The organism is Ureibacillus sp. FSL W8-0352 (genome assembly GCF_038004345.1).
Lineage (GTDB): Bacteria > Bacillota > Bacilli > Bacillales_A > Planococcaceae > Ureibacillus > Ureibacillus thermosphaericus.
Genome location: NZ_JBBOQT010000001.1, coordinates 3035989 through 3054078, shown reverse-complemented (window position 1 = coordinate 3054078; position 18090 = coordinate 3035989). Strand labels below are relative to the sequence as shown.

21 protein-coding genes and 2 pseudogenes are annotated in these 18090 nt (G+C 36.5%); 8 read left to right on the top strand and 15 right to left on the bottom strand.

Annotated features, from left to right (window positions below; all coding sequences use genetic code 11):
- Nucleotides 1-21: 21 nt before the first annotated feature.
- On the bottom strand, nt 22-192 hold the full coding sequence (locus NST98_RS15430; protein WP_016837298.1) for a hypothetical protein: 171 nt from the start codon (nt 190-192) through the stop codon (nt 22-24).
- Between the two features lie 335 nt (nt 193-527).
- Here NST98_RS15430 and NST98_RS15425 point away from each other — a divergent pair, with 335 nt between their 5' ends.
- Together NST98_RS15425 and NST98_RS15420 are read left to right on the top strand one after the other, a co-directional pair.
- Nucleotides 528-896 (top strand): cell wall hydrolase, encoded by a 369-nt coding sequence (locus NST98_RS15425; RefSeq protein WP_210730808.1) that lies wholly within the window; start codon nt 528-530, stop codon nt 894-896.
- Between the two features lie 30 nt (nt 897-926).
- Nucleotides 927-1358 carry a spore coat protein GerQ gene (locus NST98_RS15420; protein ID WP_340715488.1) on the top strand — a complete coding sequence of 144 codons (432 nt, stop codon included), beginning with the start codon at nt 927-929 and terminating at the stop codon, nt 1356-1358.
- 179 nt (nt 1359-1537) lie between these two features.
- Here NST98_RS15420 and NST98_RS15415 read toward each other — a convergent pair whose 3' ends face one another.
- The 6 genes from NST98_RS15415 to NST98_RS15390 form a co-directional block, all read right to left on the bottom strand.
- Nucleotides 1538-3208 (bottom strand): methyl-accepting chemotaxis protein, encoded by a 1671-nt coding sequence (locus tag NST98_RS15415; RefSeq protein ID WP_340715487.1) that lies wholly within the window; start codon nt 3206-3208, stop codon nt 1538-1540.
- A 102-nt stretch (nt 3209-3310) separates the two neighbouring features.
- On the bottom strand, nt 3311-4486 hold the full coding sequence (locus NST98_RS15410) for a M20 family metallopeptidase (protein WP_340715486.1): 1176 nt from the start codon (nt 4484-4486) through the stop codon (nt 3311-3313).
- A 186-nt stretch (nt 4487-4672) separates the two neighbouring features.
- Nucleotides 4673-5056 carry a DUF423 domain-containing protein gene (locus NST98_RS15405; RefSeq protein WP_340704506.1) on the bottom strand — a complete coding sequence of 128 codons (384 nt, stop codon included), beginning with the start codon at nt 5054-5056 and terminating at the stop codon, nt 4673-4675.
- 29 nt (nt 5057-5085) lie between these two features.
- Nucleotides 5086-5376 carry a YwdI family protein gene (locus NST98_RS15400; RefSeq protein ID WP_016837305.1) on the bottom strand — a complete coding sequence of 97 codons (291 nt, stop codon included), beginning with the start codon at nt 5374-5376 and terminating at the stop codon, nt 5086-5088.
- Nucleotides 5373-5552 carry a uracil-DNA glycosylase gene (locus tag NST98_RS15395; RefSeq protein ID WP_168412653.1) on the bottom strand — a complete coding sequence of 60 codons (180 nt, stop codon included), beginning with the start codon at nt 5550-5552 and terminating at the stop codon, nt 5373-5375. Before NST98_RS15395 ends, NST98_RS15400 begins: the two co-directional genes overlap by 4 nt.
- Nucleotides 5553-5649: 97 nt before the next feature.
- Entirely contained in the window at nt 5650-6327 is a 678-nt protein-coding gene (locus NST98_RS15390; protein WP_340715485.1) for a uracil-DNA glycosylase, read from the bottom strand.
- A 218-nt stretch (nt 6328-6545) separates the two neighbouring features.
- Between NST98_RS15390 and thiD the strand changes: the two genes are divergently transcribed.
- From thiD to bshB2, 3 genes are all read left to right on the top strand, one after another.
- Nucleotides 6546-7379, top strand: coding sequence for a bifunctional hydroxymethylpyrimidine kinase/phosphomethylpyrimidine kinase (gene thiD, locus NST98_RS15385; RefSeq protein WP_340715484.1), 834 nt, complete (start codon nt 6546-6548; stop codon nt 7377-7379).
- Nucleotides 7380-7593: 214 nt separating this feature from the next.
- Complete coding sequence (locus NST98_RS15380) at nt 7594-7941, top strand: YojF family protein (protein WP_016837310.1); 348 nt, start codon at nt 7594-7596, stop codon at nt 7939-7941.
- A gap of 13 nt (nt 7942-7954) precedes the next feature.
- A complete protein-coding gene (gene bshB2, locus NST98_RS15375) occupies nt 7955-8632 on the top strand; it encodes a bacillithiol biosynthesis deacetylase BshB2 (RefSeq protein WP_340715483.1) in 678 nt (225 codons plus the stop codon).
- Between the two features lie 281 nt (nt 8633-8913).
- Here bshB2 and NST98_RS15370 read toward each other — a convergent pair whose 3' ends face one another.
- The 5 genes from NST98_RS15370 to NST98_RS15350 all read right to left on the bottom strand — a co-directional run bounded on the left by NST98_RS15370 (nt 8914) and on the right by NST98_RS15350 (nt 12269).
- Nucleotides 8914-9099: a hypothetical protein gene (locus tag NST98_RS15370; RefSeq protein WP_339289257.1), complete on the bottom strand. Its 186-nt coding sequence runs from the start codon at nt 9097-9099 to the stop codon at nt 8914-8916.
- An 18-nt stretch (nt 9100-9117) separates the two neighbouring features.
- Entirely contained in the window at nt 9118-9522 is a 405-nt protein-coding gene (locus tag NST98_RS15365) for a hypothetical protein (RefSeq protein WP_340715482.1), read from the bottom strand.
- A gap of 73 nt (nt 9523-9595) precedes the next feature.
- The gene (gene istB / locus NST98_RS15360) at nt 9596-10315 is read right to left on the bottom strand and encodes an IS21-like element helper ATPase IstB (protein WP_340714830.1); all 720 of its coding nucleotides are present in this window, start codon (nt 10313-10315) and stop codon (nt 9596-9598) included.
- On the bottom strand, nt 10303-11820 hold the full coding sequence (gene istA, locus NST98_RS15355) for an IS21 family transposase (protein WP_340714831.1): 1518 nt from the start codon (nt 11818-11820) through the stop codon (nt 10303-10305). The genes istB and istA overlap by 13 nt, the downstream gene beginning before the upstream one ends.
- A 101-nt stretch (nt 11821-11921) precedes the next feature.
- Nucleotides 11922-12269 (bottom strand): hypothetical protein, encoded by a 348-nt coding sequence (locus NST98_RS15350; RefSeq protein ID WP_340715481.1) that lies wholly within the window; start codon nt 12267-12269, stop codon nt 11922-11924.
- Between the two features lie 306 nt (nt 12270-12575).
- On the opposite strand from NST98_RS15350, the pseudogene NST98_RS15345 reads away from it, so the two are divergent.
- Nucleotides 12576-12791, top strand: a pseudogene (locus NST98_RS15345) (helix-turn-helix domain-containing protein); the annotation flags it as partial.
- Nucleotides 12792-13080: 289 nt separating this feature from the next.
- Here the strand turns inward: NST98_RS15345 and NST98_RS15340 are convergent.
- The 3 genes and pseudogenes from NST98_RS15340 to NST98_RS15330 all read right to left on the bottom strand — a co-directional run bounded on the left by NST98_RS15340 (nt 13081) and on the right by NST98_RS15330 (nt 13891).
- Nucleotides 13081-13437 carry a hypothetical protein gene (locus tag NST98_RS15340; protein ID WP_340715480.1) on the bottom strand — a complete coding sequence of 119 codons (357 nt, stop codon included), beginning with the start codon at nt 13435-13437 and terminating at the stop codon, nt 13081-13083.
- A 132-nt stretch (nt 13438-13569) separates the two neighbouring features.
- A pseudogene (locus tag NST98_RS15335) lies at nt 13570-13764 on the bottom strand (group II intron maturase-specific domain-containing protein); the annotation flags it as partial.
- Complete coding sequence (locus NST98_RS15330; protein ID WP_340715479.1) at nt 13751-13891, bottom strand: hypothetical protein; 141 nt, start codon at nt 13889-13891, stop codon at nt 13751-13753. The gene NST98_RS15330 and the pseudogene NST98_RS15335, both read right to left, overlap by 14 nt.
- A 753-nt stretch (nt 13892-14644) precedes the next feature.
- On the opposite strand from NST98_RS15330, the gene NST98_RS15325 reads away from it, so the two are divergent.
- Nucleotides 14645-15997 (top strand): YjiH family protein, encoded by a 1353-nt coding sequence (locus NST98_RS15325; RefSeq protein ID WP_168412658.1) that lies wholly within the window; start codon nt 14645-14647, stop codon nt 15995-15997.
- Between the two features lie 280 nt (nt 15998-16277).
- A complete protein-coding gene (locus NST98_RS15320) occupies nt 16278-17549 on the top strand; it encodes an IS4 family transposase (protein ID WP_208650901.1) in 1272 nt (423 codons plus the stop codon).
- The last annotated feature ends 541 nt before the right edge of the window (nt 17550-18090 follow it).

The following is an 18090-nucleotide window of genomic DNA, read 5'->3' as shown; positions in this document are numbered from 1 at the left end:
AGACGTGTTGTTGCGTCTCGCTCATTCATTTTCATCAGGCGTTTTTAAAATCATAATGATTGTTTGAAGTAAAAAGCCGATGAAAAGAATTAAAATAAACAGATACCAATGGAGCGGTTGATTGAAGAAACTTGCAATAATAAACGCCAAAATAGCACTGACGACAATCCCAATCCATACACCTAATTGCAATTTCACCAACTCCCACTAAAATAATCTAGTTGCTCTCTTCTCCCCTCTATTTAGTATTATCTATTCCCCAATTCGTCACAAACTAACACCTCTACTCATATTCTATTCAATAGTGTTGCATGTCGAAACACGTCAAACTTTTCAATTCTAGTTTATTGATATGAGTCTCACTTTATACAACTCCATGCCGTAAAATATCTTTATTCAAGTAAATGAAACATTTTTTGCAAATTTTATTCTGATTCGTGATGGCTTGCATACATTATTTTGAGGAGGTATGAAAAATCGCCGTCATTGCAACTAATGAAGCGCAAGTTGCCTTACTTGCTCGATTGATGAGAGCCGAAGCAGAAGGAGATGGAGACCTTGGCATGTTGTTAGTTGGGAATGTAGGGGTGAATCGGGTACGGGCAGACTGTCTAGATTTTAAAAACATACGGTCCATTGAAGATATGGTTTATCAAAGCCCTGGTGGTTTTGAGGCAGTACAAAAAAGTTATTTTTACCAACGAGCACGTCCGCAAGATATTGCATTAGCACGCAGAGTGATTAATGGAGAACGCTTCGTTCCTGGCGACAGAGCTCTTTGGTTTTTCATGCCTACAGGAAGCTGCCCTGCTCAATGGTATGGACAATGGAATACCGGTCGTTATAAGTCCCACTGTTTTTTTGCACCTGCTGAAGGCGTTTGTCCTGGTATTTAAGCATTAAATTATTATGAAAGGGTGTTTTGAGTGACTTACTATTATTGGGGTCCTGGTGCATCGGGAAATCAATACTATCAACAACCATTTATTGGCCAAGGCCAAATGCAGCAAACGCCACCTTCTGTACAAAGCGGAAATTGGATGACACCTTCCGGAACTGTGTTGCCTGGTACTGGGGGTAGACAAACAGAGGAATCTTACATTGAAAACATTTTACGTGAAAATATCGGTGTAACAGGTACATTTTCTTTCACATTCCCAAGTGCAGAAAATACAAGTGAAAACAAAGGAAATACATTGCGCATTCGCGGAGTAGTCATGCAAGCAGGTCGAGATCATGCGGTGATTCGAGAAGCGAATACAAATCACGTATACTTATTACCAATGATTTACTTTGACTATGCGCGATTTGAAGAAGGTTTTAGATATATTAATACACCGACTAGACCACAGCGTTAGTTAAACAAAATCTACATTTTCAACTAAAATGTAATTACTTAATTTCTAACGCTACACATTTTCATCAAACATCGACTATTAGACTAATAGACTACACAAAATTAAAAAGAGCGAATGGAAACTTTACATTTCCTTATTCGCTCTTTTTTATGGATTATTCGGACAAGTCGTTAATCCTTTTATTCGATGCGGAATTTTCTGATTTCCTTTTGTAAGTTTTGAGCATTATCATTTAATTCGGCAGCCACTTTATTCACTTGTTCGATTGTTGCAGCCTGCTCTTCTATATTTGCAGCAACCATTTGAATTTCGCTCGCAGATTCAGTGGATGCAATGGAAATTTCATTGATCGCAGCAGAAACCTCCTCAGCACTTGCAGAAATTTGTTCGCTTGTTGCGGATATTTCCTCAATCTGGATTTTCATCTGTTCAATTGCTTTCACAATGTTAGCGAAGTTTTGTCCTGCTTCTGAAATGACTTTTACGCCGTCTTCCACTGAACGTAATGAATTGGATACAGCTTTTTCGACATTTTCGGTATCTCGTTTAATTTCCACCGTCAGTTCAGTAATTTGACTTGCCGATTCTTTTGATTCTTCTGCAAGTTTACGAACTTCCTCAGCAACTACAGCAAATCCTTTTCCATGTTCCCCTGCCCGAGCCGCTTCAATAGCAGCATTTAACGCTAGTAAATTCGTTTGATCTGTAATTTCAGCAATAACCCTTGATATATTTTCGATTTCTTCTGTTTGTTTGCTCAATTTTTGAACTAAATCATTAACAAGGCTCGTAGAAAGACTAATGGTATCCATTTGTTTTTCTGCATGTAAAATAATTTCTCCACCGTGTACGGCCATATTGCTCGTATCTATAGAATTGGAATGTAAAAGCTGAGTGGATTCAGCAATTTTTTGTACGCCGATAGCTGTTTCATCCATCGCTCGAGCGGAATCATTTGCCGCTTGAGAGTTCGTCTGAGCCACTTCCGCTGTCGAATTAACGCGACGAGACATATCCTCACTTGTGGAAGTAATTTCCTCAGTACTCACAGAAAGCTGTTGTGCTGCAACACTTAATTGTTCCGAGTTTTGCTGTACGCTTTGAATGAGTGTTTTTAAATTATTTTTCATCGTATTAAATGCTTTTGAAAGCTGGCCAATTTCATCTTTTGAATTCACTTGTAAATCCTTTTCAGTTAAATTACCGGATGAAACCACTTTTACTGCTTCCATTACTTTTCTTAAAGGTAACGTAATTGTTTTTCGTACAAAATATACTAAAATTCCGCTGACAATTAAGCTGGCAATTAAGACAATCACGGCAGTAAAGTTGGATGAGTAGATGGCATCATTGGTTTCTTTTTTTATCTCTTCCAATTGTTCCGTCTGGTATTGAGTTATTTTATCAATCGTATCAATAAGACCTTGGCGAATGGATTGAATATTTTCGTTATTTAATTCTTCATAATTAATAGTTTCGTTTACTATGGCAAACTCTGCATCGAATGCTTGTTTATATTGCTTTAATTCATCAATATAACCTTTCATCGTATCGGTAGCAGCCAATTCTTCTAACTTTGCTATTTGCTGATCGATTAATTGTGTGTATACACTGACCATTTCATAATTGGAATAATCTTTCGTAAGAAGAAATTTTGTGATTGAATTATCAAGTTTGGCTACTTGATAACGAACTGAAGAGACTTCTTGAAGCGCTACCACTCGTTCATTTAATGCCTCATCTACTTGATTATCGATTCTATTAAAATTTATAAAACTAACAATCATCGATATACACAGTAGCCCGATTAAGGAATAAAAAGCTACATTCATTTTTCCCCCGATGCTCATCCTGGTCACCTCATCATATGGAAATATACTATAAGTCTATTATATTATTTTCTTTTTCATTTTTTATTAGATATAAGGAAGATTTTATAAAAATTAATATTATTATCTATTTTCCAAATAAGTTAGTGTAGCAAGTCCCATCGTTTTTGCAGCAATTAACATCGCTCGTTCATCAAAATTAAATTTTGGATGATGATGTGGATATGCTGTTTCCCAATCTGGGTGTTTTGCACCAGTTATAAAAAATGTACCAGGCACTTTTTGCAAATAATAAGCAAAGTCTTCTCCAACCATCAATGGTTCACATTCTTTTACTTGATTTACTTCAGAAATGCCTTTTGCAATATCAGCTAAAAAGGCTGTTTCATCTGGATGATTCACAACGGCAGGATAACCTCTCGTATATTTAAATTCATAAGTCGCATTTGCTCCATCACATATCGCTTTAAGCAGAGATTCCAACTCTTTTTCAATTTGATTGCGCACCTCTTCATCGAGTGTACGGACAGTTCCTTTTAATGTAGCTTTTTCCGAAATAATATTGTACGCTTTCCCGGCTTCAAATTGTCCTACCGTAATGACCGCTTGTTTGAGTGGACTAATTCTTCGCGAAATGATGGTTTGCAACTGGCTTACATATTGGGCACCAAGGACGATGGAATCTATAGCATTATGAGGCTCTGCTCCATGTCCACCTTTACCATGAATTGTCACTTCGAACATATCTGGAGCTGCCATAATCGCACCACTTTTTACATGGATTTCTCCTAATGGCGTAGGGGCCCAAAGATGCGTTCCGAAAATCACATCTACCCCATCTAAACAACCATCTTCAATCATCGGTTTTGCACCGCCCGGAAGCACTTCTTCCGCAAATTGATGAATGAACACAATATTCCCGCTGATTTCTTCCCTCATTTCGTAAAGTGCTTTAGCTAATATTAAGAGCGTTGCCGTATGACCGTCATGCCCACAAGCATGCATAACTCCATCTACCTTTGATTTATAAGGGATATCGTTTTCTTCTTGGATTGGCAATGCATCAAAGTCAGCCCTGAGCGCCACTGTTTTTCCAGGTTTTGCTCCACGTAAAGTGGCTACAACTCCTCTTCCACCGACTCCTTCTCGAACTTCAAGGCCTATTTCACGATGGAAATTCGCAATATATTGAGGTGTGTGCACTTCTTGAAAAGATAGCTCTGGATTTGCATGTAAATATCTTCGAATGGAAACCATTTCCTCATAGTATCGATCTAACAATAGCAATAATTTTTCCAATGTAAAAACCCCTTTCCAAGTTGCGTCCTTTTACATATTATCGTACCATGAATAAGCACCATAGAATGTGTCGAAATATTGCGTATATCAAATTATACTTTTTATACTTCCTTTAATATATTCCTATAACCATAAAAAAAGCAGCTTAAAGCCGTTCACATGGACTTCAAACTGCTAAAGTTTTGATTAGTAAATTCTGCTTTTTGCTACACCAATCATGAGCAAAACCCATCCTGTTAAAAATAATACTCCACCGATTGGGGTAATAGCACCTAAAATTCCGATACCCGAAACAGCGAGTATGTATAAACTGCCGGAGAAGAATAAAATACCAATGGACATAGTGAGAAACGACCATTTTAAAGGAGACGTATCTCCTATTAATCTTGGATGCATTAAAATACCCACTAGAACGATGCCCGCTGCATGAAACATTTGATATTGAACAGCAGTATCCCAAATTCCTGCACCATAGTCATCCAATACTTCTTTTAATGCATGTGCACCGAATGCTCCTAATGCAACCGCTAAAAAGCCAAATACTGCACCTGTTATAATAGAACCTTTCATTTTACAAAACCTCTTTTTTATTTTTATTTTTAAAAATCAAAAATTGATTCCCCGTTTGCATCCTCTTCATCTAGTTTGGTTGAAGGGGGAAGTTGATTTCCGTGAGATACTTGCACATAGCTTGGCATTTGCCTTTGCACATAACTTTGCACTTGGTCTTTTTGGGCAAAGGACGTTGGTCGTTTTTCTGAGTTTAATGCTACATCACATAACGCTCGAATGGCGCTCAACAATTCACGTAACTCTTGTTCACTAGTCGTTTGTTTTGCTTGTACCACATAACGTTCAATTTCGTTAAACAATCTTTCGTAGGAAATCATTTTCTTTCCCCCTGTAATTCCTTTCGTTCAAACTTTAAACAATCCATCCCGGAAGATTGTTTTACAACAACAGACGGTAATTGTCTTGTTTTGAATTGATAAGCTGTACAACCTCGTGGATTGTTTGGATCCCACGTTACTTTAAAATATTTACACTTAAAACAGTTGACTTTCATGGGAAACCCACCTTTTATTTCACTCTACCAAATTTCCAGTGTTGTGAAAAGTTTAATCAAAGTTGTTCAAAAACTTGCTAAAAAGTTGGTGCTCATTTTATGTTAAACACCAATCAATTGGTTCTTTTCCCCATTCAATTAACTGTGCGTTGATTTTAGAGAAAGGTCTACTCCCGAAAAATCCGCGATGAGCGCTTAATGGGCTTGGATGAGGCGCTTGTAAAATGCAGTGATGAGACCCCTTTCGTTGAATGATTGTCCTTTTCATTTGTGCAGGTCTTCCCCATAATACAAAAACGATTGGGTCTTGCCGCTCTGCTAATTTTTCAATAACGGTATCGGTAAATTGCTCCCAACCCATACCTTTATGGGAGTTGGCCTCCCCTTGTCTCACTGTCAACACCGTGTTTAATAAGAATACTCCTTGTTCCGCCCATTTCATTAAATAGCCGTCCTTTGGAATGGGACAGCCTAAATCATTATGTAATTCAAGGAATATATTTCGTAGACTTGGTGGATGAGGCACACCTGGTTTAACAGAAAAACACATGCCGTGAGCTTGTCCAGGTCCGTGATATGGATCTTGACCTAAAATGACAACTTTTACATCTTTGTATGGAACAGAGTAAAAAGCACTCATCACTTCATCAATTGGCGGATAAACAATTTTTGTACTATATTCTTCAGCTACAAATTTTCTTAAATTCTTGTAGTAAGTTTTTTCGAATTCATCTTGCAAAATTTCTTGCCAGTCATTATCGAATACTTTTTTCAAATCAGAACACCTCTCTTTCAACCTACTTGATTACGTGAAGATTATCAATAGTTTTATATAATCTGTTCGGATACGCTTTGGAAAACTTTCTCTTTATTTATAATTTATACCTAGCTAGTTGTGTTCTGACTATATCATTTTTTATCATTCTGACCATTTTTGTAAAGTCAGATTAGGTATATACTAAAAACATAATCATTAAGTAGGAGTTGAGCAAATTGACATTGAAGAAAACATTAACGATTGCTGGGTCTGATGCATCAGGCGGTGCCGGAACTCACGCAGATTTAAAAACTTTCCAAGAATATGGTACTTATGGAATGCAAGCTTTAACTTGCATTGCAACAATGGATCCAGATCATGGTTGGAGACATAGTGTATATACATTGCCAATCGATGTATTGAAAGAACAACTAAAAACGGCCATTTCTACCGGCATTGATGCAGTGAAAACTGGAATGCTTCCTAATGAAGAAGTGATTCAGGTTGCGGCAGAAGGCATTCAACAATCAGGAACTAATAATGTCGTAATTGATCCAGTGATGGTATGTAAAGGGGAAGATGAGGTATTAAACCCAGGTAATGTGGATGCCATGATTCAATATCTTTTACCTCTTGCCCTTGTCACAACTCCAAACTTGTTTGAAGCGGGACAATTAGCTGGAATGAAAACACCAAAAAACATTGAAGAAATGAAAGAGGCGGCAGAAAAAATTCATGCATTAGGCGCAAAAAACGTGGTTATTAAAGGTGGCCGTTCTCTCGGAACAGAAAAAGCCATTGATTTATTTTTCGATGGGGACAAGTTTTATGCATTAGAGACGGACCCTATTGAAACAAATTATAATCACGGCGCAGGCTGTACTTTCGCAGCAAGCATTACTGCAAATTTAGCAAATGGCTTATCCATACAAGAAGCAGTTGTTGCTTCAAAAGAATTTGTTGCAGCAGCAATTCAGCACGGCTGGCGATTGAATCAATATGTTGGTCCAGTGATGCATGGAGCAAAAAACGTATTTGGAGCTCCAAAAGTTACAATAAAAGAAATTTAATTTCCAAATACACTTTCCCAATGACATTCATCCATTCCCCAAAAGCAATGAAATTTCAAAAAAATAGCATTTTATTAAGGAAACACCCGTACAATGAAAATGTACGGGTGTTTTTCATTCATTTCAATATTTTTCATTCGCATTGCTTTTTCTTTTCATCGAGGGAAATTTTTTACTATACTAATAACATAAGTCTCTGGAAAGGGGAATGAGAATGAAGGAAGTTGATGTGCTAGAGCTTCAAAAGTTAATTGACTCATTTGCAAATAAAGATGTTTATATACACCTCGAAACGACAAATGGCTCTTATGCCACTCACTATAACGAACAATTTTTTAATGCCAGCGCATTTATCCGCAACGCGAAAATTCGATATGAACATGGAAAAGTCATCAATGATAATCCCCACCGTGTCGGACTTAAATTAGAAAACGGATGGGTTTATGCGCAAGGGATTACCCATTATGAATTAGATGAACAAGGTAGACTATTAATGGCTGGGTTAAACCACGAAGGAAAATTAGCGATTGCACTAGAAATTAGTGAAACGCCATTTTCTTAAGGAGGGGATTAATATGACTTTAAAACCACAGCGCCACGTTTTAGTTGTTTTTCCACATCCAGATGATGAAGCTTTTTCATCTGCCGGCGTCATTCGACTTTATCGCAATATGGGAGTTCCCGTTACATACGCTTGTTTAACTTTAGGAGAAATGGGACGCAATCTTGGAAATCCTCCTTTCGCTACCCGTGAATCATTGCCTGAAATTCGTCGAAAAGAATTGCAAGAAGCATGTAAAGCAATGGGGATTGAAGATTTGCGAATGATGGGCTTCCGAGACAAAACGATTGAATTTGAAGACGATGAGAAAATGGTGAAGCTCGTTCAAGATTTAATTTCCGAATTGAACCCTTCTCTCATCATCACATTCTTGCCAAATTACAGCGTTCACCCAGATCATGAAGCCACTGGCCGAGCAGTTGTTGAGGCAGTTCGTCGAATGCCGAAAGATGATCGCCCGACAGTTTACGGTGTCGGATTTGCCAATAATACAATCGCTGAAAAAGGAGAACCAGACGTCATTATTGATATTACAACCGTCAAGGAAGATAAATTAAAAGCATTACTAGCTCATAATTCTCAAACAGCATGGATGGTTGAAGAAAATCAAAAGCGGATTGATGAAGGTCAACCGATGAGTGATAGTTGGTTCCATTATGAAAAGTTTTATACAATTACGTTTGTTGATTAATTAAAAAGCATGCTTTTTTATACAATCGAGTAGGAGGGAGCGATTAACTCCCGTCCTCTCACACCACCGTACGTACGGTTCCGTATACGGCGGTTCAATTAAGATAATTGACGCAAGTTTTCATAACGAGCTTCAAGACTTTTCAGCCCTTGGTTTCTCCAATAGGAGTTACCAAGGGTTCTGTGTAAATAATGTGTTTAGATGAGGGGGTTGTCCCGACCTCTTTCTCTAATTCCTATAATTTTGTATTAGAGTGATTAATTCTCTCTTACTTGATTGTATTAGTCTTGTTTTTCTTTTAATATAGCAACACCGAAAACTGCTCCTATTGCTGCAGATATCATATTTAATATAATTTTAATTGAAAGTGATAAATCATTAAAGAAATATTCAAAGATGGAATTAACTAAAAATACAGCTAGAGCAGCACAAATTGCAGGATAAAGTCTTTTTTTTATGTTAATCACCTTTCACTTAAAATTAATTTACTGTTTATAAACTCTTACACCGGTAGTCGGGTTCAAATATGGGATATAAATCACTAGTGGAACCGCATCTATATATTCATTAATAATTGTTGCAGCAGCAGCACCTATAGCAGCACCTCCAATAGCTCCCGGGATGCCACCATAACTACCAATTAAAGCACCTAAAGCAGCAGTTCCACCTGATACTCCGCCTTTTAGTATAGCATTAACATCGGTTTTTGTAAGGTAAATTTCCACATGATTCCAATATACTTTTATACCTCTTTTTCCTTCTTCACTTTTAGAAGCCGTCTTGACTGAACTCAGTGGTTTGTTTAATGATTCTTTGTTTAATGAAACAATAATTGTATCCCCGTTAGTTTCTAATGAATACTTGTTATATATTTTCGATTCTAACTTCATTGTGTTTTTGGCAAGTAGAAAATGTATGAAATGGCAATTAAAAATGCATACATACACTTGCCAAATTCCATGGTTAACGTTGAGAGATTGAGTCTTTGTATCGGTGACTTTCACCATTGAAGATGATTAAATGAGAATGATGAATCAGCCGATCAATGACGGCCTCTGTTAAAATGGGATCGCCAAAGACATTATTCCATTGGCTAAATGGTAAATTGGTTGTCACAATGATGCTTTTGGTTTCATAACACATGGAAATAACTTGAAATAATAACTCTGCCCCCTGTTTATGCAATGGAATATAGCCCAATTCATCAAGAATCAAGAGATCCAACTTTTCGATTTGATTGAGAAATTTACCAAGTTCACCTTTTTCATTGGCCTCCAATAAAGCATTGACAATGGAGGCGGCCGTATAGAACTTCACTCTTTTTCCTTGTTTTTTCATCAAATTGAGGGCGATGAGAGTGGAAAGGAATGTTTTACCGGTTCCCACTCCGCCATAGAAGATAAGGTTTTCCTGATTTTTCGTAAACTCACCTTCTAAAATATAATCTTTTGTGATGCCTGGGGCTAGTTGAATCTCCCGCCAATCATAAGGTTTATTTGGAATTTTCGGCAATGTCGCCTGTTTTAGTAGTAAATTTATCCTTCTCTCATCTCGATGCTGCACTTCTCGTTCAAACAGCTTCAGTAAAAATTCCTCATTTGTTTCCGCATGGATGGTATGGTAATTGGCTGGAATCCAGCTTAATTTTAGTCTTTTGGCATATTCCTTAATCATTTGTTCCATGATGCCACATCTCCTTGGGATTCGAATAGGCGGTCATAATGCCTTACTCCTCGGATGGCTTCCGGCATATCTGGAACGTGTTTTTTCGGTTGAATTGGCTCTCGTATACCTCTTCCATTGATTAATTGATAAAATACCTGTTTAATCGATTCTACTTTCGGATGACCATACTGGGAGGCAATCCTCAAAGCCTGTGTCGAAACTTCGAAATCATGTTCTTTTAGTAAAACAGCTAGTAGTTGTAATGCTTCCTTCTTTTCTTGAACGGTACAATTGGAAAAATAATTTTTCCATTCTTCCGGCATCTTTTCATAGAAATCCGTATATTTTAATGCATTTGGCCTTTTGGCCATTAACGTAAGATATGGTTGCCATTTCATTGATTTTTGTTTTGTGCCATATAAACGCTCGTGCTTGATAATCAGCTCATGCTCTTCTGTTAAAATGGCAATCTCATGATAAGAGATCTTTGCCAAAACCTTTTGTTTGGCAAAACGGGGAGACGTGGAATATAAATTGTTTTCTAAATGGATGAAACCGTACTTATCAGCCGTGACCTGCTCATATCGGACACATTCAAATTCTTTGGCTGGCAATTGAAGAAATAACGCTTGTTCTTCTTCAAATAATTCAGCGATGAGTCGCTCCTTCTCATAATGCGGACGATTCCAGTCCTTCTCACATTTTTCCCATAAAGATTCATTAAAACTTTCTAGTTGATAGATTGTTTGTTCAGGTAAAAAGAAATTGTTTCGAATATATTTCACCTTTGATTCGACATTCCCTTTTTCATTTCCGCTGGCTGGGTTGCAGAACTCGCATTCAAAGCCATAATGTAAAACGAATCGTTGAAATGTCTCTGTCAATTCTCTTTCTCCGTTTGGCAAGATCGTTTTTACTGCAGGGGAGAGATTATCAAAACGAATGACCCTTGGAACCCTTCCCATATAGTGAAAGATTCGTTTTAATCCTTCCAAGAAACATTCTTGATTTTGAGCTGGCATGACTTGCACATAGGCCGCATTACTGTAAGGGAATGAAACGACCAGGTAAGGAAAATCGACGTATTTCCCCTGATAGAGAAAAGGAGCTTCTCCAAAATCAACTTGAGCCGTTGCAGGTTTCGATTCTAAAGGTAACGCAGCTGGTTCACTTTGTTCGAGCAGTTCTTGTTTTCTTTTTGATACATAGAGCCGAACAGAACGATCTGAACCTGTAAATCCATATTCTTCTTTTAAGATTTCATACATTCGTTTCGCAGTTCTTCGATATTTTTTCTTCTTTGTCAAGTCCTCTTTAATCCATTGATCCAATATCGGTTTCACTGGATCCATCACTTTCGCTTTTCTCGTTTGTTTAACTTTTGAGGGACTGAAGTCTTCCATTTCCGCATACTTCTTCACTGTTCTTGGATCACGATTCATTCTTTTGGCAATATCGGAATAGGAACATCCTTTTTGGTTTGCTTCATATCTGATATAATGAATTTCAGCCACTGCTAACATCTCCTTGAATACCTCCCGTTGAACTGTTTTGTCCAACTAGGAGGGTAGTGTATTTGGGGAATGTTGGCAAGTGGTTTTTTGTTTTATAGGACCTGCATAAATTAATTGCCAAACGTTACATTTTTAGTTTGCCATAAACACATTGTTTGTAAATGTGCATTAACTTCTTCTAATATTTTGTTTACTTGTTCGAATTCTGATTGTGTAATATTTTTCATTAGCTCCGCTTCATTGTTGATTATGAATTTAAAATCAACTAACTCGATATAAGGGTCTACCTTTTTTACCAACTCATCTGTTAGATTAGAGAAATTTGAGATAGATGAGTTTGAAACGATTTCTTGTTTGTTGATAGAATTCACATTTGAACTTCCAAAAGCAGTAGTTGGCATTATTAACGTAGCACTACATAATGCAGCAACTCCTATTTTTGTTATCTTTTTACGCATTTTATTTCCTCCTTTGAATATACTAATACAATTACAATATATTCAAGTAATTGGAAAAATATTGAAAATATATAAAATAATCTATCACGGCCACCTTTTAAAAAATACGAAAGTAGGGATGATTATGATAAAAATTAAAGTTTGTCAGTATGGTTATTCTGTTAATGAATTAATAAAATACGATGTTTGTGAGGCTCCTTTAAATATTGAAAGGCCAATGTTGAATTATGAAGAAAGAAGAATCGATTTGAGTGAAATATTTTTACCTTATTCAGTCCTCAAAAACTATAATTATTTAGATTTATGCAAACTTTTGGTTGTGTTCGTTTTGTCTACAACAAGATGCTAGCAGAACGTAAAGAAACATATGAGAAGTTCAAAGACGATAAGGAAACGCTTAAAAAGCAAAAGTTTCCGACACCAGCAAAAAATAAGAAAGAATTCCCGTTTCTAAAAGAGGTGGATTCTTTAGCTTTAGCAAATGCACAGATCCATTTGCAAAATGCTTATAAGAACTTTTTTTGAAGATCGTGCGGAGTTCCCTAATGAATATCTCGAATATTGGAAAGTAAATAGATAATCGAAACAGAAAATACTTAATCGACGCTATTAAGTTCACAGAGTTAATTGATGATGATAATTTTCAAAAACTATCTATATACGAAGAAGGGTTTGTGAAGAAATTACAAATAATTTCTTAAAAATATCAATATAAACCAATGTACCAGAAAAACCTTTAAATGGTTATACTGGGAAAAGTAATTCCGAGACTTTTTATTGAAATCCGTTACGTGTTTCTGCAAAAATCAAGTTAAGAAAACAAGATATTGATTTTATCGTACTTCACTTCTTCCATAGCTTCTAATTTCCATTTCTCTATGTCAGCAAAGTAAACTAAAAGTTCCAGTAGATCCTTTTTTCCTTTTTTTGAATTTTGTACCCTAGGTAATACTAATCCGACAACTTTTTCCCCATTAAATTTGAAAGGACTTTCAAAGCGAATTGTTTCCTCATTTTCTTTCTCACTAACGCCCATATCATCTAATTTTGACAAATAAATCATATGTGCCGTTACTATATCGTCACGTTTAGTTAATACCGCTAACATTTGAATAGAATTTCTATTTTGTTTCGCACTAGCCCACTGAAAAAAGTGATATACTCTCACTATTTCCCCGTAGACTTCTTTTCAGTTTACCAATATCCTCTAAACAGTCATCTAACATTTCTTGATTATCATACTTATATTCTTTTCGTTTTTGATAGTAAGTCAATGTATGTGTAAAAGGAATCAGATAAGTAGTGTTTGCTTTTTTTCCGGATCATTTGAAATACGCCAATAACTCTTCCGAGTATTTCCCCATTCATACGCTTGCCATTGTGGTACGCCAAGTTGAATAAGGTTGCGTATCTTTGTTTTCAGTTTCTTCCAGTTCTTCCATAGACACATTCGAAGTCTTCTACGAATCCATTTATCTAATTCAAGGAATATAGTTTTCGACTATGTGCTGTCGTAGATTTTGTACGGGCATCTTATCTACTCCGTGGATTCCTTTATTCTGTTCTACACGTTTTAGTGCTTGAAGCATATTCTCCCGTGACAGGATTTGATTCAAAAGCATCGTTATTCTCCTTCCGTGAATAGCTTATCTTCTTATGCCAGTGGTCACTCCACCCTCCAAGAGGTCCCCCACGGGATTCACCGCTTCCTCCCTCAAGTGAGGTACTACGTTTTCTGTGTTCATCATGACTCACTGAATGCCAAGGGCTATTCTCTCTTCATTGTTCGGTCCTTCTCAGTTGTTCTAGACCAACTAATACTATGACCTCTGCTGACTTCTGATGGTTCAGCTACTTATCACTAAGTAGGTTATGAAGTGTACTTCACGTATCCATCAGACCTCCCTGGGTAAGAATGTAATCTTTCCTTCCATCTATCTGCTTCATTTACTCTGTATCACCTTCGGCAGAAAGGACTTTGTTTTGTTGAGCAAACTCATCCAATGATACCTAGCCTTGTATGAAGTTCGTGTTCCTCAGACCGGAAGTTTGCCGCTCGCTTCCTTCAGATTCCGCGTCACCACAGACACCCTTGCGTTAAGCTAACCGTTACTTCTGCCTTCACGGCTCGGGACTTGCACCCTATAGATTACATCCATGCCAGGCGCACTCAAAAAAACACCATTTTTTCACAAATGGTGTTTTTTTATTTACCCTCTTCTCTTTTATGCAGTTTTTTGCTATTTTAGCGTAGTATAAAAGACAAAAAGTATAAAATTTTCGAAATACTATTATTTTTTCTATTTATATAGACATCAGTATAAATACCATTTATATTGTATAAATATGCAACAAAAATTAATGAGGGGTTTATTATGGTAAAAAAATTTCATCCATATACATGGTTTTTATTTTTATGTCTTTCGATTTTAGGTATCTTTTTATTCATTATTCCTGTTAGTACGCCAGATGGACTTAAGGTTCCAATCGCACTTTTGGCGAACGGTCTTTCTGCTAATATCGTAACCTTTATCCATTGGTTTGCGTATGTTGTCTTTATTATTGCTGCTGTTGGATCTATTGTGATGCACTTTGTACCACAATCAGGAAAAGTGACGATTTTCGATGCTTTATTCCGTACTCATGCATTCTGGACAGTAATGCGAGTTTTAGCGGTCGTATTTGCAACGTTATATTTATTCCAAATTGGACCTGAAGCCTTCACTAGTGAAAACACATCTGGCTTGTTATTAAATCCTGATGGCGGCTTAGTAACAATGATGTTTTCATTATTCTTTTTTGCTGGATTATTGTTACCGCTTTTGACAGATTTCGGGCTATTAGAATTTTTTGGTTCCATGATGGTAAAAATTATGCGTCCAATTTTTAAAATTCCTGGACGAGCTGCTATTGACTGTTTGGCTTCTTGGGTTGGAGACGGCACAATTGGTGTGCTTCTCACAAGTAGACAATATGAGCAAGGAAACTATACAGCGAGAGAGGCTGCTACAATCGCCACTACCTTTTCCGTCGTTTCGATTACTTTCTGTTTTGTAATTGTTGAAACGGTAGATCTTGGCCATTATTTCTTGCAATTTTACGGTACGGTCATTTTAGTTGGTTTAATCTTGGCTGTCATTATGCCAAGAATCTATCCTTTACGAAATAAACCGGATACGAATTTTGACGGATCTACTCCAGAAAGTCGCCGTGAAGATGTTCCGGAAGGATTTAATTCATTTACTTTTGGCCTACAAAATGCGTTAGATAAAGCCCATAGCAATCGAAATTTATTAAATGTGGTTCGCTCAGGCTTTAAAAATGTTTTGGAAATGTGGTTTGCCATTACACCGGTCATCATGGCATTCGGTACAATAGCATTAATTCTTGCAGAATATACTAGTTTCTTTAAAATTTTAGGAATGCCATTCGAACCGATTTTGCAATTGTTCCAAATTCCTTACGCAGACGAAGCTGCCCAAACAATGATTATTGGATTCGCGGATATGTTGCTTCCTTCTATATTAGGAGCTGGAATCGAGTCTGAATTAACTCGTTTCTTTATCGCAACAATTTCTGTTACGCAATTAATTTATATGTCTGAAGTTGGTGGCTTGATTTTAGGTACAAAACTTCCATTAAAAATTTGGGATTTGTTTATTATCTTCTTAATTCGCACAATCATTTCAATACCGATAGTTGCTTTCATCGCTCACTTAATCTTTTAACTTATGTGACGAGCTTGGGACAAAATATAAAAAACACCATTTTCTCACAGGAGAAAATGGTGTTTTTTTGATAATTGTAGAATTGATTTCCGTTCCGGGGACGCTTTCCGCGGGCCCGGCTCGAGCCCAATGTCATCAACTTAACGTTACATTTAATGGAAAATAATATTTAATTTAACTTTTATAAAATTAGGTAATAAGCCTCTTGTAATTTTAAAAAGGCCACCAAAATCGTTTTAGAATCCAATTTTTAGTTAATAAAACGAGGATGGTGGTTTTTTTGAAAACAAAAAGTACTTTTTTAGGGGCAATTGAGATTACTCGAAAGTTGCTGAATGATGTGATGTTTATGCTTGAATCTCGGACAAAAGAAACGTATTTTACACGAAAAGAAAAGAAGTTAAATTTTAAAAATACTATTCTATTTAGCTTAAACTTTGTTAAAAAGAGCCTCCAAATTGAACTTGACGACTTTTTCGACAAATTTAATTTATCAGAAATTAGTATTTCCAAACAAGGCTATTCAGCCGCACGAAAAAAGATTTCTCCTCTCGCTTTTGTAAAACTTACAAAAGCGATTGTGAATTGGTATTATGAAGAAAATTCCTTTAAAACTTATCGTGGATTTAGACTTTGCGCAATCGATGGAAGTGTGCTCCAAATCCCTGATACTGAGGAGCTTCGAAATTATTTTGGGTATGGAAAAAATCATAAGACAAGTTATGCAAGAGCTAGTGCCTCTTGTATTTACGATCTTGAGAATGGAATCATTATTACTTCTAGAATCAATCCATATAAGGTAGCTGAGCGAGATAGTGCAAAGGATATGATTGAAGAACTCGTACAAATTGGATTAAAAAATGATCTTTTTTTATTTGATCGAGGGTATCCATCGAGAGATTTTATTGCCTATTTAGATGCCCTTGGTATCAAATATGTGATGCGATGTCAAAAAAATACGATAAAGGAAATTGTCGAAGCGAAAGATGCTGATCAAAACATTCATATAATACATAGGAAACAAGTGATTACTGCTCGTGTAGTTAGATTCCCACTGGATTCTGGCACGGAAGAAATACTTGTCACAAATTTAACCGAGGAAGAGTTTGATATCTCTGAGTTTAAATCTCTTTATTTTAAACGCTGGGGAATTGAAACAGAATATAATGATGTGAAAAATAAAATCGAAATAGAAAATTTCACGGGTAGTTCGAAAATCGCAATTGAACAAGATTTCTATGCATCAATATATTTATCGAATATGGTCAGTTTATTGAGAAATGATGCCAATGAAACAATTAATGAGGAGAGTAAGAAAAAAAGACGAAAACATGATTATCAAGTAAACACAAATATCTTAATAGGAAAATTAAAAGATAGGATGGTTCACTTATTATTAGAAGATTGTCCAATCAAAAGAGAGAGAATGTTTACAAAAATCATGAAAGTGATTATAAGAAATAAGACACCTATTCGGTTTGGGAGAAGCTACCCACGAAGGAATGGTCTGTCCTCAACAAAGTATCCCCTAAACCAAAAAAGGTGTCTATAAACAATACATAGGATAAATATAACCTATTTGTTTATTAAATGTAAATAAATTAGGGGCTTAAAAAAATAAAAATTTAAGCCCCGGGCATCCTATTGCCTTTTTTAGCCGATTTTAGAAAATTATCAACACTTTGTAGGTTGAATAGTATTTTTAAAAGTAGACAACCAGATGGTTGCCTACTAACTGTAAATTATTGGTTGTATAAGTTTCTGACATTGGGCTCGAGCCTCCTCTGATTCAATCCTTCGCTCCTGCGGGGTCTCGAGAGGGCTCGTCGCAGGAAAGCTTTGAATTTACTTCCTTGAACTTGCTCCGCTTTGCGACTAAGCGTGCGCGACAGGAGCACTCGCCCCGTCACTCCAATCAATTTTTTACAAAAAATCTTTTTGCAGCTCGTTCACTTTATTAGTTATGTCCCAGCCTCGTTTCTTACGATCAGTCAAGGTATATTTTATTAATTTGTATATGTTTTTATTTTAGTTGTAGTTGTGAGGGGGTACCCCCTCACAACTACAACTAAATTTTGGCATGCCAAAAAGAC